This window comes from Weizmannia sp. FSL K6-3076, from assembly GCF_038007245.1.
Classification (GTDB): Bacteria; Bacillota; Bacilli; order Bacillales; family Bacillaceae_C; genus Weizmannia; species Weizmannia faecalis.
Map to the genome: position 1 here is coordinate 2,276,174 of NZ_JBBOWU010000001.1, position 15,430 is coordinate 2,291,603.

Genomic DNA, 15,430 nt, shown 5'->3' on the forward strand with positions numbered 1-15,430 from the left:
GAAAGGGGGTGCGCCCCTCTTCAGGCGGGCAGCACATATGCATTTTTTGACCGTACAAAACGTCAATCACACCTATTTTACGGCAAAACAGGCCACAAAGGCGCTTGAAAACATTTCGTTTCAAATGGAAGAGGGCGAGTTTGTCTCGCTTTTGGGCCCGAGCGGCTGCGGAAAAACAACGCTGCTTTCGATTCTTGCAGGGCTTCTGCAACCGACTGCGGGGATTGTGCAGATTGACGGGAAACTACCAGGTTCCCGGCAATCTTCCATCGGCTATATGCTTCAGCAGGACTATTTGTTTCCTTGGAAAACAATTGAAGAAAACATCATGATCGGGCTGAAATTGGAAAAACGGCTGAATCCGGAGTCAAGAAAACATGCACTCGGGCTTTTACAAACGATCGGCCTTGCCGGCACTGAAAAGCAATACCCGCGCCAACTTTCGGGAGGAATGCGGCAGCGGGCGGCACTTGTGCGGACGCTCGCGGTCGATCCGAAAATCCTGCTGCTGGATGAACCGTTTTCCGCCCTTGATTTTCAGACAAAATTAAAACTGGAGGACCTGGTATTTGACACGCTGAAGCAATTCCATAAAACAGCGGTGCTTGTCACGCACGATATCGGTGAAGCCATTGCGATGAGCGACCGGATCCTGCTATTGGCATCAAAACCCGGCAGGCTCTATAAAATTTTTGACGTGCCAGCAGAGCTGCGCCACCTCCGCCCGTTTGAAGCGCGAAGCCAAAAAATTTATTTCAAACTTTTTAATGACATATGGAAGGAGCTGGAGTCCCTTGAAAACAGCTGAAAGTACGGCGCTCCGGCATGAAGATTACCTCGCCGCGATGCGCAAAGAAAAACGCCGGGTCCGCTTTTTCCAGCTTTTCATTTTAATTGTCTTTTTCTGCCTTTGGGAAGTGGCGAGCCGCCTGCATTGGATTGACCCGTTGATTTTCAGCTCCCCGTCCAAAGTGTGGGCGTTATTGGTGGCAAAGTTAGAAGACGGCTCGCTTTACGTCCATTTGGGAATCACCGTTTTTGAAACCGTCATGGGCTTTATCCTCGGGACTGTGCTCGGCGCGGCACTTGCCGCCGTTCTTTGGTGGTCGCCGTTTTTATCGAAGATTCTTGACCCGTATCTCGTCGTCCTGAACGCCATGCCGAAAGTAGCGCTCGGGCCGATTTTAATTGTCAGCATGGGCCCGGGATTTTCTTCTATTGTTGCCATGGGCGTCATTATCTCCGTCATTGTGACGACGATTGTGATTTATACGGCGTTCCGGGATGTCGACCCGAATTACACGAAAGTGCTGCACTCGTTCGGCGCCTCCCGCTTGCAAGTATTCCGGGAAGCCATTTTCCCGGCATCGATTCCTGTGATTATTTCCACGTTGAAAGTCAATGTCGGGCTTGCATGGGTCGGGGTCATTGTCGGCGAGTATCTCGTATCTTCAAAAGGGCTCGGCTACATGATCATCTATGGTTTCCAAGTGTTTAATTTTACGCTCGTCATGCTTTCGATGATCCTGATTGCCATTGTGGCAACCATGATGTACCAGCTTGTCGGCTGGCTGGAGAAAAAGCTGGTAAAAGACAGATGAGGCAGGTAAGCTGTTCTGGTATAGCATCTTAGCGTAGACGCGCTCTATATGAAGGAAGCGGCCATTTTTGCCGGTGTATCTTAACGGAGACGCGCTCTAGGTTAAGAAACTCCTTCTTTTTTTCACGCTTCCTTAAAGTAGACGGCCTCTATGTTAAGGAACATCTTCTTTTTTCCATGTTTCCTTAACGTAGACGTGCTCTAGGTTAAGGAACATCTTCTTTTTTCCATGCTTCCTTAACGTAGACTCCCTCTATGTGAAGAAACACCTTCTTTTTTTCACGCTTCCTTAACGTAGACGCATCCTATGTTAAGAAACATTTTCTTTTTTTCACGCTTCCTTAACATAGACGCGCCCTATGTGAAGATACGGATACCTTCACCGAAATTCACGCTATGTTAAAAAAGGCCCCGATCCCCCCCGAAATCTCAACGTTTCCGAGATTTCAGTTTAACCCGAGAAACTTCCTGCTGCTTTTTCTTACTTTTCGACGTGTTTGAGAGCGGTTTCGACAACCCCGTCTTTCATGAGAAAACTGAATGACGAGGACTGCAATTTTTCAACAAGATCGCCTTCCACAAGCACAGGTCCATCCGTTTCCAAATAGTCGTGTTTGGTTTCAAGCCGGCCGATGTCCGCGTAAAAAACCGCCTTCACAAACGGCCCGCGCACCTGATCATCGACGCAGTATTCCCCGATATATTGAAGGTTTTCCGGAATGCCGCCCGTTTCTTCATACAGCTCGCGTTCAGCCGCTTCTCGGACCGTCTCGCCCGCTTCCCTTTTTCCGCCCGGAAATTCGAGCCCCCGCTTCGGATGCCTTGTCAAAAGCCAGTTTCCACGGTACCGGGCGAGCACAAGCACATGCTGCGGCTCTATAGGAAAAGCATTTTTTTCAAAAATAAATGTAACTGGATTGCCGTTCAAATCTGTAAACCGATACATCAAATCCCTCCTGTTCTTCATTATACGGCAACCGGGTGCAAAAATTGGCGAAATTTTTCTTGAAACCCGTTGCATTTTTCGAGGTACATCGCGTGAAAATAATCATAAAATGTTTAAAAGGGCTCCATTGCGGATAGTGAATAAGAAATGAATAAAGGAGGAGACGGCATGAGGCTAGTCGATGAATTATTTGAGCTGTACCGGGACCGGCTGACGGGGGATGAAGAAGATTTGGACGCCATTTCTGCAGCGGTCGTCGAAAATTACAACCGGAAAGACCTGCTTGGGATTGTGCGCGAAATGAGCACGGCCGAACTGGAACATTTTATCGGATTATACATACTGGAGACACTGAAAGATAAATTTTCCGATTACGCAGGCTTTGATGCTTACCCGACAACAAAATATTTGCAGTAATAAAGGCTGTTCCGCTTTGGCGGGACAGCCTTTATAGCGGGGGCCGGCTCCATTTGACCTCCCACTTTTGCGTTACCGTCTTCCAAGAAAGGCGTTCAGCATCCAAATGTTTTTATCGAGCGTTTCCTGGATGTTGATAAACATGTCGGCGGTTGCGTCATCGCCAATCCTGTTGGCAAGCCCGATCGCTTCCTCCAATTCTTTCGCGATCATCGCAAAGTCATTGGCAGTCGCCTGTACCATTTCCTCCGTGCTCTCATTGCCGCTTGCTTCCTGTACCGATGACAATTCAAGGCTTCCTTTCAATGTCGCTACCGGATTGCCGTTTAAAGCGAGAAGACGTTCAGCCAGTTCATCGAGATAGTCATTTGCAAGATTGTACAATTCCTCAAATTTAGCGTGAAGGCTTAAAAAATTCGGTCCCTTCACATACCAATGGTAGTTGTGCAATTTTGTATAAAGCACTGTCCAGTTGGCAACCTGCTTATTTAAGATTTCCATCAATTGTTCGTTTTCTGCCATGTTTCATCAACCTCCTGCTTTGTTTGTACCCTTTTCCCGGGCCTTCAAACACCCAATCATATGTTGCACATCTTTTTTGAAAACATGCTAAAATAAACGAAGAAAGGGGCAGATCGATGGTGAAGTTCATTTTTATTAAATTGATCCGTTTTTATCAACTTGCGATTTCCCCGCTGTTCCCGCCAAGCTGCCGGTTTCAGCCGACCTGCTCGAATTACGGGCTTGAAGCGGTAAAACGGTTTGGCGCACTACGCGGCGGCTACCTGGCAATCAGAAGAATTTTAAAATGCCACCCATTCCATGCCGGCGGGTACGATCCCGTTCCGGACCAGTGGCCAGTGAAAAAACATTGAACACCATTCGGTTGCTACTCCGCCGTACCGATGAAAAAACAACCCCTCCTCCGTATACGTTTCCCATTTCCGGAAAACGCTACAGGTGGAGGTGTTTTTTATGGAAGAGAAAAAAGAGCAGCAAAAAAAGAGCGGCGATTTCGGCGCTGATCCCGACGAACAGGCCATAAACGGCGATTACGGTATGCTTGAAACCGAAGAAGAAGACAAAAAAGATTAAGGGGCAGCATTTGCTGTCCCTTAAAAATTTTTCTTGCCATATGAAGCGGAGTTTAGTAATATATTTTTTGTGAGTAAATCGTAATCATTACGAATTAAAAAAGAAAGGAATCGTCCGCTTTGAAAAAACTTTTTCCCGTACTGCTCGCTTTTACCATGCTATTTGTTACGGCATGTGCAAACAAACAGGAAAGCAAGCAGGATCATAAAATTTCGGTCTATACCACCGTCTATCCACTGGAATACGTTACACAGCAAATCGGCGGGAAGTATGTGTCGGTTAAAACGATTTATCCGCCGGGCACGGATGAACATACATACGAACCGTCACAGAAAGATATCCTGAAGCTCGCTGATTCCGACTTTTTCTTTTACATTGGGCTCGGGCTTGAAGGTTTTGCGAACAAGGCAAAACAAGTGCTCGAAGGCCAGAATGTGAAAATGATGGCGCTCGGGGACCGGCTTCCTGTTCCGGATAAAACAAGTACGAAGGCCGATCCGCATGTCTGGCTCGACCCAATTTACGTCAAGCAAATGGCCGGCATGATTACAACACAACTTTCGAAAAAAATGCCGAAGCAAAAAACGTATTTCAAGAAAAATTACGCACAACTCGCAAAGAAACTGGATCAAGTCAATGCGGCATACAAACAGGCAGTTGAAAAGTCAGACAACAAAGAACTTGTCGTTTCCCATGCGGCATACGGCTACTGGGTAAAACGATATGGCATCAAACAAATTCCGATTGCCGGGCTCTCCACTTCGGATGAACCGTCACAAAAACAGCTGGAAAACATCATCCAGAAAGTAAAACAAGACCATATTTCCTACATCGTGTTTGAAAAAAATGTGCCTTCCAAAATCGCGGAAGTGGTTCAACAGGAAACGAATACAAAAGCGGTTTACATCCACCATCTCGGCGTCCGAACGAACGCAGAAATCAAAGCGCATAAAGATTACTTTACTTTGATGGACGACAATTTAAAAGCATTGGAAAAAGCTTTACAGTAATGGTTTGCCGCACGCTGCAAAAACTAGAAACGTACGACATGTTTTAAGGGAGGGTGTCCGGATGGCAAAAGATGTGTTATGCGAAGTCAGGAACTGTGTGTTCTGGGAGGAAGGCAATCTTTGTTCTGCCGAAGAAATTTACATCGTGAGCCATACAGGAACCCAGGCTGAAAACCAGCGGGAAACCGATTGTAAAACGTTTGAATCGATGTTTTCATGAAAATTGGCGTGAAGGGTCATTCCATTTATAAAACATTTGAATGAAAAAAAGCCTCGAGCGTCAGCCGTGTGGGCTAATTTCATTTGTGAAATCGAAACTCAAGTGACGTTTGAATCGATGTTTTCACGAAAAAACATCGATTGTCCAGGTGTGAAAACTAAAATCCATGTTTTATGAAAAAATCAAGCGTGATTTCACAAAAAACATCGTTTGTCCCGGCGTGAAGATCGATTTCATATGTAAAATCGAAACTCGAGCGGGATTTCACTTATAAGACATTTGATTCGATGTTTTCATGAAAAAACTGCCGTCTTGTGCGGCAGTTTTTTCATATCGTTTCGGTATATGTCCGGATTTTTTCCACATAGGCGCGGTCGATCTCAAACCCGGTTCCCGGTCTGTCCGGCAGGCGGATTTGTCCGTTTTCCACCGTGATTTCCGGCTCAATAATATCTTTTTCCCAGAACCGGCTGGATGAAGAAATATCGCCCGGAATCGTAAAGCCCGGCAAAGAGGCGAGTGCGAGGTTAAAGGCGCGCGATACGCCAAATTCAATCATGCCGCCGCACCAGACCGGAATGCCGCGGGATGCACAAAGGTCATGCAGCCGGATCGCCGGATAAAGCCCGCCGACCCGCCCGATTTTAATATTGAGCACCCGGAAGCTGCCGAGCCGGAGCGCGCTTTCCGCATCATGGTACGTTACGATGCTTTCATCCAGACAAACCGGCGTCTCCAGCTGCTTTTGCAAGACCGCGTGCTCCACAATATCATCGGCGGCAAGTGGCTGCTCAATCATCAGGAGCCCGTACCGGTCGAGCCTTTTCAAACGCGGCGCATCCGCCAGCGTGTAAGCGGAGTTCGCATCTGCCATTAGTGCGAGATCAGGAAATGCATGCCGGATTTCGCGGATAAACGCTTCATCATGGCCGGGCTTGATTTTGACTTTCACCCTTTTATAGCCTTCATCAACAAATGCCGCGATTTGCCGGAGCGCTTCCGCTGTATCATGGCTGCCGACCGCAACGCCGGCATCCACATGGTCCCGCGCACCCCCGATTAACTGCCAAAGCGGCTTTTGCTTCTTTTTCGCATACAAATCCCATATAGCCGTTTCGATTGCTGCTTTTGCCATATGATTGCGCCGGACGGATTGGAACCGGCCGCTCACTTCTTTTGGGTGTGCAACCGGCTTTTCCCGAAGAAGCGGGACGAGTACATCTTTCAGCATGTGAAAGCATGTCTGCACCGTCTCTTCTGTATACCAGGGGGTTGAAAATGCAACAGCTTCCCCGAAACCGGTCACCCCGTCATTGTCTGTCACCTCAAGCAGGATCGCTTCCCGCTCCGTTACTTTTTCGAGCGCATTTTCAAATGGAGACTTAAGCGGCATTTTGATCACAGAAAGCGTTACTTTTTCAATCCCGATCATGACGGCAGCAGCTCCAGCAGTTTCCTGCGCACCAACTTATTCGATGCATTCCGCGGCAGCGCGGGAACGGCATACACTTTTTTCGGGATTTTAAATTTTGCGAGCCGCGTTTCGCAAAAAGCCTGCAGCTCCCTTTCCTGGACTGCCCTTTTTGTGACAATAAACGCAGCCGGCACCTGGCCCCATTTCTCATCCTCCACGCCGATAACCCCGGCTTCAAGAATATCCGGATGGGCAAGGAGCACCTCTTCAATTTCAGCGGGATAAATATTTTCGCCGCCGGAGATGATCAGATCGGAGCGCCGGTCCAGTACGTATAAAAAGCCTTCATCATCCAGATAACCGATATCGCCGGTGAAAAACCAGCCGTCCCGGAAACTTTTCTGGTTTGCATCCGGGCGGTTCAGATAACCGATTGTCACGTTCGGCCCTTTTACAGCAATTTCTCCGTGCTCAAACGGACCGCACACTTTGCCATCGGAAACGATCCGGATTTGCGCCGGGAATAACGGTTTCCCCGCTGACCCGATTTTTCGCAGGCTGTCTTCCGGCGCAAGTGTCACGGTTTGTGAAGCCGTTTCGGTCATGCCGTATGACTGGAAAACCGGAATATTCTTTTCGGCACACGCTTCAAGCAGCGGGCGCGGCGCCGGCCCCCCGCCAAGCAGGAGGCAGCGGAAGTTCGGATGAAGGCGCTCTTGTCCGAGTTCACGAAGCAAACGCTGCAGCATGTTGGTCACAACCGACATCGTTGTAATGCGGCCGGACTTCAGCAGTTTGGCCGTCTCTTTTTCATCGAATTTTTCCATTAAATAAACCGTCATACCATAAAAAACAGAGCGCATCAGGATCGAAAAACCGCTGATATGAAAAAGCGGCACTGCGCACAGCCACGTATCGTCCTCCCGCACGCCGAGATTGAGTGCAGAACCGGCGGCGCTCCACCAGTGGTTGCCGTATGTTTGCAGGACGCCTTTTGGTTTGCCGGTTGTGCCGGATGTGTACATGATCGAGCAGACATCCTCGAATGCAAACTCCGCACGTTCTTCGTATCCTGCAGCCGGCAAATCGTCAAGCGCTTCGCTTTGGATCACTGTTGCTGTTTCGTTTAACACTTCTGCTTTTTCCCGGAACGATTTTTCCGTAATCAGCCATTTCGCCCCGCTGTCGGTGAGCTGGTACTGCATTTCCGCCGGCGTTAAACGGTGGTTAAGAAAAAGGGTGCGGACACGGAGCTGCTGCAGCGCATGGAGAATGACCGCCGTTTCCGCGCGGCTGTTTAAAAGGACCGCTGCCGTATCTTCCGCCTGCATGCCGCAGCCGGACAGCTTCCGCGCCGTTTCTTTCGCCTTTTCGTACAGCCCGGCAAACGTCAGGCTTGTACCTTGACTGATGAGCGCAATCCGGTTCGGCGTTAAATACGCGCGCTGTTTTAAAAAATTGGGTAGCATAACATCACCTGGTAAAAATCTATTTTGGACATGCCACTTTTGCTTTTTCAACAGGACAGGTTATCCCTGTCCAATGCAAAATCGTCTTTTAAAAGCGCCTTAAAGGACATTACGGGCTTCTTTACTTGCGGAATTGTCCTTTTGAACCTCTTTAAAGGACAATTTGTGCTTTGTTTCTCCCTGAAATGTCCTTTTGAATCCCTGTAAAGGACAGTTTACGCTTCGTTTCTACCTGAATTGTCCTTTTGAACCCTTCTAAAGGACATTTTGCTTTTTGTCTCTCCCTGAATTGTCCTTTTGGAACACGCTAAAAGACAATTTGACCTTTGTCAGTTGCCGAAATGTCCTTTTGAATCCCTGTAAAAGACAATTTGCTCTTCGGCTTTCCCTAAATTGTCCTTTTGAACCTCTCTAAAGGACAATTTGCACTTTGTCATTAGTCAAAACGTCTTTTTGAACCACGCTAAGGAACATCTCAGCCACTTGCAGAATTGCCTTTTTGAATCATGGACCACATAGCAAAAATTTCCCCGTGAAAAAATTCAGGCTGCCTCAGTTGAGACAGCCCATTTTCCAATCACGGGAAACGCGGGAATTGACCGAAGTCCGGTTTGCGTTTTTCCTTGAATGCATCGCGGCCTTCTTTTGCTTCGTCCGTTGTGTAATACAAAAGGGTTGCATCGCCCGCAAATTGCTGGAGGCCGGCAAGCCCGTCCGTATCAGCATTAAACGCGGCTTTCAGGAAACGGATCGCCATTGGGCTTTTCTCAAGGATTTCCTCCGCCCATTTGATCGTTTCTTCTTCCAATTTTTCGTACGGCACGACTGCGTTGACAAGCCCCATTTCTAACGCTTCCTGCGCATTGTACTGGCGACACAGATACCAGATTTCACGCGCTTTTTTATGACCGACGATCCTTGCAAGATAACCTGCGCCATAACCACCGTCGAAGCTGCCAACTTTAGGACCGGTCTGGCCGAAAATGGCATTGTCGGCCGCAATCGTCAAATCACAAACCACATGCAGCACATGCCCGCCGCCGATCGCATAGCCTGCTACCATGGCGATGACCGGTTTCGGGATCACACGGATCAAATGCTGCAGATCAAGCACGTTCAGGCGCGGAATATTGTCGCTGCCAACATAACCGCCATTGCCGCGCACTTTTTGGTCGCCACCGGAACAAAATGCCTTTTCCCCCATACCGGTTAAAATAATGACCCCGATATTGGCGTCATCGCGCGCCCGGGAAAACGCATCATACATCTCGGTTACCGTTTCCGGCCGGAAAGCATTGCGCACATGGGGACGGTTAATCGTAATCTTGGCAATGCCGTTATAGGATTCGTATAAAATATCTTCATACTCATGCTCAGTTTTCCATTCAACTGCCATGATGATTCCTCCTTTTTTATGTACATTTTACGACAATTTATCAACAATTTTTTAAAAATCCCTTTACCATTGTACCAAACTTTTTCGGATCTTCCACATGAATTGCATGGCCGGCATGCGAAAAAATGATTTTTTTGGCATGCGGGAGCCGCTCCTCCATCTCTCCGGCAATGCGGCAAAACTTGGCATCCCATTCGCCAGCTGCAAGTAAGACGGGGAAATGAAGTTCAGAAAGTCTTTCCCACCATGATGGCTGCGCGCCTGTCCCCATGCCGCGCAGGCTGTTCGCCAAACCAGACGGGTCATTTTCGAGGCGCTGTTTGCGGATTTTTCTCTGCACCTCAGCCGGCAGCTGTTTCTGTGATGCAAACAGCGGTAGATTTTCCCAATGGCTGACAAATGCTTCCATGCCTCCGGTCAAAATCCGTTCCGCCAGCTGTTCATCCCGTTCTCGCCGCGCCAGCCGTTCCGCTTCCGTTTTCAAACCGGGAGACGCGCTTTCCAGTACAAGTTTGTCCACCATTTGCGGGTACTGGACGGCAAACGTAAGCGCCAGCCTCCCGCCCATCGAATAGCCGAGAACAGACGCCCGCCGGATGCCAAGCGCCAGAAGCACCGCACGCAAATCAGCGGCGGCTTTTGTAATGTCATAGCGGCCGGGATCATCTGGTTTTTCGGTTTTGCCGTGGCCGATGATATCCACCACAATGCAGCGGAATTCGTCCCGAAGTATGGAAACCGTATCATTCCAGGTATTACCATTTCCTGTAAAACCGTGAAGCAACAGCAACGGTTCCCCGTCACCCGCCGTTTCTACATGATATTCCAATCCGTTAATTCTCATTGTTGCTCACCTTGAAAATAACGTTCCATTTCCCGGGAAACTTGTGACCAGATTTTCCGGTGGGTTTCGACATTTTTCGCCCGGTTTGTCCGCACTTCAATCACCTGTAGCCCGCCTTTATATTCGGAAAGCGCCGCCCGGAATTGATCCCAGTTTTGCGGCTGGATGTAGCTCCCGCCATACATTTTAACCGCATATTCAAACGCGAGGTCCGTCGGCGTGCCGAACAGCTGCTCAAATTTTTCCGGTTCATCCGCCTGGGGTAGGAAAGAAAAAATGCCCCCACCATTATTATTGATCAAAATCACACAAAGATTGAGCTTATGCATTTTCGTCATCAGCAGGCCGTTTAAATCATGGAAAAAGGACAAGTCGCCGATCAGCAAAAAGGCTTTGCCGCATCCCGCGCTCACGCCGGTTGCACTGGACACAACGCCGTCAATGCCGTTCGCGCCCCGGTTTGCCAGAATGCGGATCTTTTTATCTGTTGCCTGAAAAAATGTATCGACATCCCGGATCGGCATGCTGTTGCCGACAAAAAGGGTGCTGCCGTCCGGCAAAGCAGCAGCAAGTTCGGTTACCGTTTTTCCTTCATCAAAGGTTTTTTCCACCTCCAGCGAAGCCGTAACAATCTGCCGCGCCTGTTGATTCAATTTTTCCCACATGGTGAACCATTCCGAAACCGGGTTCATTACAATTATATTTGACAATTTTTTACAGAAATCAATTTCATCCGAATAAACAACCGTTGTCCCCCGCTTCACGGGATCGCGCCAGCCGTTTCCGCCGTCAACGATATAATGGGCAGCTGTTTTTACTTTTTTTAGCAATAGGGTCAGCGGTTTGGAAACGGGCATGGCACCGAAGCGAATCACAACATTCGGTGCAAGGCGGCCGGCCCATTTCGGATCTTTTAGTAAGGAATCATAATTTTCAATGATCCTTTCTTTCCCGTGCCGGCCGCTTCGCAGTTGTGACAGTGGATCGGCCAGCACCGGGTAACCCGTTTTTTCGCTGAGCGCCACAACCGCCTCCGCAAAGCCGGGAATATCAATCGGCCCGCAAATGATCAGGCCGCGGTCCTTTTCCCGGATCTCTTTTGCCACAATTTCAACCGTTTCTTCTGAAAGTCGCAGGGTGCCGGAAAAATTTTCAATGGCCGGCACCGGTACTTCGCCGGCAAAAGGAGACGGCTTAAGAACCGGAACAAGCGGCTCGCGCAACGGAAAATTAAGATGCACGGGACCCGCTGGCTGCTGAAGCGCCGTCACAACTGCCCTGGCCGCCGTCTGCCGAACAAATTGAAGCACTTCTTCTTCTGCTTCCGGAAGCGGCATCTCCTCAAACCATTTGACATGGGTGCCGTACAGCCGGATCTGGTCAATGGCCTGCGGGGCACCGACATTGCGCAGTTCATGCGGCCGGTCTGCCGTCAGCACAATAAGCGGCACGCGTGAAATATTGGCTTCCGCAACCGCCGGATAATAGTTGGCGGCAGCTGTGCCAGACGTACATAAAAGCACAACCGGTTTGCGTTTTTCTTTTGCAAGCCCGAGCGCAAAAAAAGCGGCTGACCGTTCATCAATATCCATGTAAATTTGAAAATCCGGATGTTCCGCTAACAACATCGCAATCGGCGTCGACCTTGACCCGGGGCTTACCACCGCATAGCGGATCCCCATCGCGGACAACTGCCGGATAAAAGCTGCCAAATAAGTTGTCATGATCTCCTGGTGTTCCACTCTATTTGCCTCCTAAAGCGCGCAGCATCGGGGTAAATTTGACGCTTGTTTCTTTATATTCTTCTTCAGGTTCCGATTCCTTGACGACACCGCATCCGGCATAAAGGGATGCACGATCCTCCTTTAACAGCCCGGAGCGGATGCCGACGCAAAATTCGCCGCTTCCCCTGTAATCCACCCAGCCGATCGGCGCGCCGTATAAACCGCGGTCCATTTTTTCAAGAAGCCGGATTGCTTCCATGGCCGGCTGCCGCGGAATACCGCCAAGTGCTGGCGTCGGATGGAGCGCTTTGACCAATTGAAAAAGGGTGGTGTCCTTGTCCTTCACTGTCCCGGTAACCGGGGTGTAAAGATGCTGGATATCGCGCATCCGCATCAACACAGGCTCATCCGGCACATTCAGCCCGTTGCAAAAAGGTTCAAGCACCTGCCGAATCATGGATACGACAAAACCATGCTCGCTTAAATTTTTCTGATCCGAAAGCAGCGCTTTTCCAAGTTCCAAATCCTCCGCCTCATTGCGGCCGCGTTTGATCGAACCGGCAAGACACGTCGATAAAATATGCCGGCCCGTTTTTTTCACCAGCCTTTCCGGCGAAGCCCCGATAAAACTTTCACTGCCTTCTTCCAGCACAAATAAATAGCTGTCATGCTGCTGGGCGGAAAGCGCTGCAAGCACCGCATCCGGGCTCGCCACACCGTCAAAAGCAAGTTCCAGTTTTCTTGCCAGGACAACTTTGTCCATTCTCCCTTCCCGGATAAACTCCACGGCTGTTGCGACACTTTTTTTCCATTCGTCCGAACCGATTTCCTTTACAGCTTTTAAAAGCGGAAGTGCAGGGAGGAAAGCTGTACTGCCGTTTAAAAGGGTTCGCGCGGTTTCCTCCGCTTCCTGCACGCTCTCTGTTCCGCCGCATCCGTTTACCGTAAGAAAGACGGCATCTTTTTTAAACGTAAAAAGAATTTGCGGCACGCGGAAAATGCCTTGGCCAAATGTTTTCCATTCCTGCTTTGCAACCGTCCCGTCAAACGCAAAACCGCCGAAAAGCACAGGCCCTGTTCCCGTTTCACCGGTTCCCGAATAAACTTCGCCCGCCCCCTTCAAATTTCGCCATTCGTCTTCCATTTGGGCAAAACCGTCAGAGGCTGTGACCGTACATGACCATACGCAGCCAAAACCGACAAATACGGTTTCGCGATCGGCATCCTGCCAGAAAAACCGGCTGCCGTAAAAATGCGCGGCACCCGCTGTAAAAAGGCGGAGCGGATCCGGTGCAGTGCGGCATTTTATGACTTTGCTTACCAGTTTTAATGCCGGCGCCGTTTTTTCTTTCATTAATATATCCTCATTAGCCAAAAGATCTCCTCCAAACCTCTCTTACTTTTTGCCGGGCCATCTATCACAGTTTTCATATGAAAACTTAACATTTTTATGAACATACCTCATCTATTATATAAAATTTGCCGGTTAAATTCAGCAAAACGGCTTAAAATAAGATTGCCAACCAAATACATTGACACATGGGCCTGATTTCCCTAAACTTTAAATGTACTAATTTCGCCATATTTATATAAGAATAGCATAAAAGGAGAGTAAGAAGATGAATGCGCAATCTTCTCCAGCAATCGGCCCTGACAAAGGCTGGCGGATCTGGTGGCAATTAACACGGCCCCATACTTTAACGGCCGGTTTTGTGCCTGTCATTCTCGGGACAGTACTGGCTTTGGGCATTGCCCGCATCAATCTGCTGCTGTTTGCTGCAATGCTGGTTGCAACCCTGTTAATTCAGGCAGCAACCAATATGTTTAATGAATATTACGATTACAAACGCGGCCTTGATACCGAGCATTCCGTCGGGATCGGCGGGGCAATTGTCAGAAACGGCATCAAACCGAAAACGGTGCTCCACCTCGCCTTTGCTTTTTTCGGTGCAGCCATGCTGATCGGCGTTTACATTTGCTCGCAAAGTTCCTGGTGGATTGCTGTAATCGGCACTGTCTGCATGCTTGTTGCTTATCTTTACACTGCAGGGCCTTTTCCAATTTCATCAACGCCGCTTGGCGAACTGATTTCCGGCTTTTTTATGGGTGTAATTATTATATTAATATCGTTTTTTATCCAGACAAAAACGATCACATGGCCGATTGTATTTATTTCGATTCCGATTATGATTTTAATCGGTGCCATTATGCTGTCGAATAATATCCGCGATCTGGACGGCGATAAAGCAAATGGCAGAAAAACGATCGCCATTCTGCTCGGCCGGAAAGGAGCCATCCTGCTTCTGGCCGCAATGTTTGCCCTTTCCTATCTCTGGATGGCCGGGCTCGTTTTGTTCGGTGTTGTAACCCCGTGGGTATTGCTCGTTTTCGTCAGCACACCGAAACCGGTCCGGGCCATTAAAGGCTTTATTGGAAAAAGTGAACCGTTGCAAATGCTGCCTGCTATGAAAGCAACCGCACAGACAAACACCATTTTCGGGGTGCTTTTATCCATCAGCTTTTTGATCGATCATTTTATTTAAAAACAAACGGCGGAGTGTAACACTCCGCCGTTTGTTTTTGCGTTTTTTCTATCATACTTTAACGGACCCGTAGCCTGGGTGAAGTCCTGAAGAGGTTTGCAGAAGTGAAAAAACGCGCAAAAAAAGCTGCTCCGGAAGTTTCCGGAACAGCTTCGTGACCAGTATGACCCGTACGGGATTCGAACCCGTGTTACCGCCGTGAAAGGGCGGTGTCTTAACCGCTTGACCAACGGGCCAAAAATGGCGGAGAAGGAGGGATTTGAACCCTCGCGCCGCTAATCGCGACCTACACCCTTAGCAGGGGCGCCTCTTCAGCCACTTGAGTACTTCTCCATATGGCTCCGCAGGTAGGATTCGAACCTACGACCGATCGGTTAACAGCCGATTGCTCTACCACTGAGCTACTGCGGAATATATGGGCCTAAATGGACTTGAACCATCGACCTCACGCTTATCAGGCGTGCGCTCTAACCAGCTGAGCTATAGGCCCAAAGTGGAGCGGGTGATGGGAATCGAACCCACGACAACAGCTTGGAAGGCTGTGGTTTTACCACTAAACTACACCCGCAGCAAAGGGCGGATGATGGGAATCGAACCCATGAATGCCGGAGCCACAATCCGGTGCGTTAACCACTTCGCCACAACCGCCATATATTTTTCATTGAAACCAATGGTGGCTCGGGACGGAATCGAACCGCCGACACAAGGATTTTCAGTCCTTTGCTCTACCGACTGAGCTACCGAGCCAAAAC

General features: G+C 49.1%; 16 protein-coding genes and 7 tRNA genes. 8 read left to right on the forward strand and 15 right to left on the reverse strand.

Annotation, left to right across the window (positions count from 1 at the left end; translation table 11 throughout):
- Positions 1 to 37: 37 nt before the first annotated feature.
- Both NSS95_RS10810 and NSS95_RS10815 read left to right on the forward strand, forming a co-directional pair.
- Complete coding sequence (locus tag NSS95_RS10810; RefSeq protein ID WP_035188994.1) at positions 38 to 808, forward strand: ABC transporter ATP-binding protein; 771 nt, start codon at positions 38 to 40, stop codon at positions 806 to 808.
- Positions 795 to 1,601 (forward strand): ABC transporter permease, encoded by an 807-nt coding sequence (locus NSS95_RS10815; RefSeq protein ID WP_211061993.1) that lies wholly within the window; start codon positions 795 to 797, stop codon positions 1,599 to 1,601. Before NSS95_RS10810 ends, NSS95_RS10815 begins: the two co-directional genes overlap by 14 nt.
- 480 nt (positions 1,602 to 2,081) lie before the next feature.
- Here the strand turns inward: NSS95_RS10815 and ytkD are convergent, their stop codons facing one another.
- On the reverse strand, positions 2,082 to 2,546 hold the full coding sequence (ytkD, locus tag NSS95_RS10820) for an RNA deprotection pyrophosphohydrolase (protein WP_211061992.1): 465 nt from the start codon (positions 2,544 to 2,546) through the stop codon (positions 2,082 to 2,084).
- A 168-nt stretch (positions 2,547 to 2,714) separates the two neighbouring features.
- Here ytkD and NSS95_RS10825 point away from each other — a divergent pair, with 168 nt between their 5' ends.
- Complete coding sequence (locus NSS95_RS10825; protein ID WP_013860030.1) at positions 2,715 to 2,963, forward strand: DUF6154 family protein; 249 nt, start codon at positions 2,715 to 2,717, stop codon at positions 2,961 to 2,963.
- 72 nt (positions 2,964 to 3,035) lie between these two features.
- On the opposite strand, the gene NSS95_RS10830 is transcribed toward NSS95_RS10825, so the two are convergent.
- Positions 3,036 to 3,485: a Dps family protein gene (locus NSS95_RS10830; RefSeq protein ID WP_017551858.1), complete on the reverse strand. Its 450-nt coding sequence runs from the start codon at positions 3,483 to 3,485 to the stop codon at positions 3,036 to 3,038.
- 116 nt (positions 3,486 to 3,601) lie between these two features.
- On the opposite strand from NSS95_RS10830, the gene yidD reads away from it, so the two are divergent.
- From yidD to NSS95_RS10850, 4 genes are all read left to right on the forward strand, one after another.
- Complete coding sequence (yidD, locus tag NSS95_RS10835; RefSeq protein ID WP_017551859.1) at positions 3,602 to 3,838, forward strand: membrane protein insertion efficiency factor YidD; 237 nt, start codon at positions 3,602 to 3,604, stop codon at positions 3,836 to 3,838.
- 100 nt (positions 3,839 to 3,938) lie between these two features.
- Positions 3,939 to 4,058, forward strand: a complete 120-nt coding sequence (locus NSS95_RS10840) for a DUF4021 domain-containing protein (protein ID WP_014097643.1) — start codon at positions 3,939 to 3,941, stop codon at positions 4,056 to 4,058.
- Positions 4,059 to 4,177: 119 nt separating this feature from the next.
- Positions 4,178 to 5,068, forward strand: coding sequence for a metal ABC transporter solute-binding protein, Zn/Mn family (locus tag NSS95_RS10845; protein WP_017551860.1), 891 nt, complete (start codon positions 4,178 to 4,180; stop codon positions 5,066 to 5,068).
- Positions 5,069 to 5,129: 61 nt separating this feature from the next.
- Positions 5,130 to 5,288, forward strand: a complete 159-nt coding sequence (locus NSS95_RS10850) for a DUF1540 domain-containing protein (RefSeq protein ID WP_014097641.1) — start codon at positions 5,130 to 5,132, stop codon at positions 5,286 to 5,288.
- A gap of 328 nt (positions 5,289 to 5,616) precedes the next feature.
- Here the strand turns inward: NSS95_RS10850 and menC are convergent, their stop codons facing one another.
- The 6 genes from menC to NSS95_RS10880 all read right to left on the reverse strand — a co-directional run bounded on the left by menC (position 5,617) and on the right by NSS95_RS10880 (position 13,489).
- Complete coding sequence (gene menC / locus NSS95_RS10855) at positions 5,617 to 6,720, reverse strand: o-succinylbenzoate synthase (protein ID WP_328229092.1); 1,104 nt, start codon at positions 6,718 to 6,720, stop codon at positions 5,617 to 5,619.
- Positions 6,717 to 8,171: an o-succinylbenzoate--CoA ligase gene (locus NSS95_RS10860; protein WP_035188985.1), complete on the reverse strand. Its 1,455-nt coding sequence runs from the start codon at positions 8,169 to 8,171 to the stop codon at positions 6,717 to 6,719. Before NSS95_RS10860 ends, menC begins: the two co-directional genes overlap by 4 nt.
- A 577-nt stretch (positions 8,172 to 8,748) precedes the next feature.
- Entirely contained in the window at positions 8,749 to 9,567 is an 819-nt protein-coding gene (gene menB / locus NSS95_RS10865) for a 1,4-dihydroxy-2-naphthoyl-CoA synthase (RefSeq protein WP_026684902.1), read from the reverse strand.
- Positions 9,568 to 9,607: 40 nt separating this feature from the next.
- Complete coding sequence (gene menH / locus NSS95_RS10870; protein WP_061577841.1) at positions 9,608 to 10,411, reverse strand: 2-succinyl-6-hydroxy-2,4-cyclohexadiene-1-carboxylate synthase; 804 nt, start codon at positions 10,409 to 10,411, stop codon at positions 9,608 to 9,610.
- On the reverse strand, positions 10,408 to 12,153 hold the full coding sequence (menD, locus tag NSS95_RS10875; RefSeq protein ID WP_035183995.1) for a 2-succinyl-5-enolpyruvyl-6-hydroxy-3-cyclohexene-1-carboxylic-acid synthase: 1,746 nt from the start codon (positions 12,151 to 12,153) through the stop codon (positions 10,408 to 10,410). The genes menH and menD overlap by 4 nt, the downstream gene beginning before the upstream one ends.
- A 1-nt stretch (position 12,154) precedes the next feature.
- Entirely contained in the window at positions 12,155 to 13,489 is a 1,335-nt protein-coding gene (locus NSS95_RS10880) for an isochorismate synthase (protein ID WP_061565856.1), read from the reverse strand.
- Between the two features lie 265 nt (positions 13,490 to 13,754).
- On the opposite strand from NSS95_RS10880, the gene NSS95_RS10885 reads away from it, so the two are divergent.
- Positions 13,755 to 14,678 carry a 1,4-dihydroxy-2-naphthoate polyprenyltransferase gene (locus NSS95_RS10885; RefSeq protein WP_035183998.1) on the forward strand — a complete coding sequence of 308 codons (924 nt, stop codon included), beginning with the start codon at positions 13,755 to 13,757 and terminating at the stop codon, positions 14,676 to 14,678.
- Between the two features lie 164 nt (positions 14,679 to 14,842).
- Here the strand turns inward: NSS95_RS10885 and NSS95_RS10890 are convergent.
- The 7 genes from NSS95_RS10890 to NSS95_RS10920 all read right to left on the reverse strand — a co-directional run bounded on the left by NSS95_RS10890 (position 14,843) and on the right by NSS95_RS10920 (position 15,425).
- Positions 14,843 to 14,914: transfer RNA gene (locus NSS95_RS10890), tRNA-Glu, on the reverse strand.
- A 5-nt stretch (positions 14,915 to 14,919) separates the two neighbouring features.
- Positions 14,920 to 15,011, reverse strand: a tRNA-Ser gene (locus NSS95_RS10895).
- A 3-nt stretch (positions 15,012 to 15,014) separates the two neighbouring features.
- Positions 15,015 to 15,089 (reverse strand) — tRNA-Asn (locus NSS95_RS10900).
- Between the two features lie 5 nt (positions 15,090 to 15,094).
- Positions 15,095 to 15,168, reverse strand: a tRNA-Ile gene (locus NSS95_RS10905).
- Positions 15,169 to 15,172: 4 nt separating this feature from the next.
- Positions 15,173 to 15,246, reverse strand: a tRNA-Gly gene (locus tag NSS95_RS10910).
- 7 nt (positions 15,247 to 15,253) lie between these two features.
- Positions 15,254 to 15,326: transfer RNA gene (locus tag NSS95_RS10915), tRNA-His, on the reverse strand.
- A 23-nt stretch (positions 15,327 to 15,349) separates the two neighbouring features.
- A tRNA-Phe gene (locus NSS95_RS10920) sits at positions 15,350 to 15,425 on the reverse strand.
- Positions 15,426 to 15,430 lie beyond the last annotated feature (5 nt).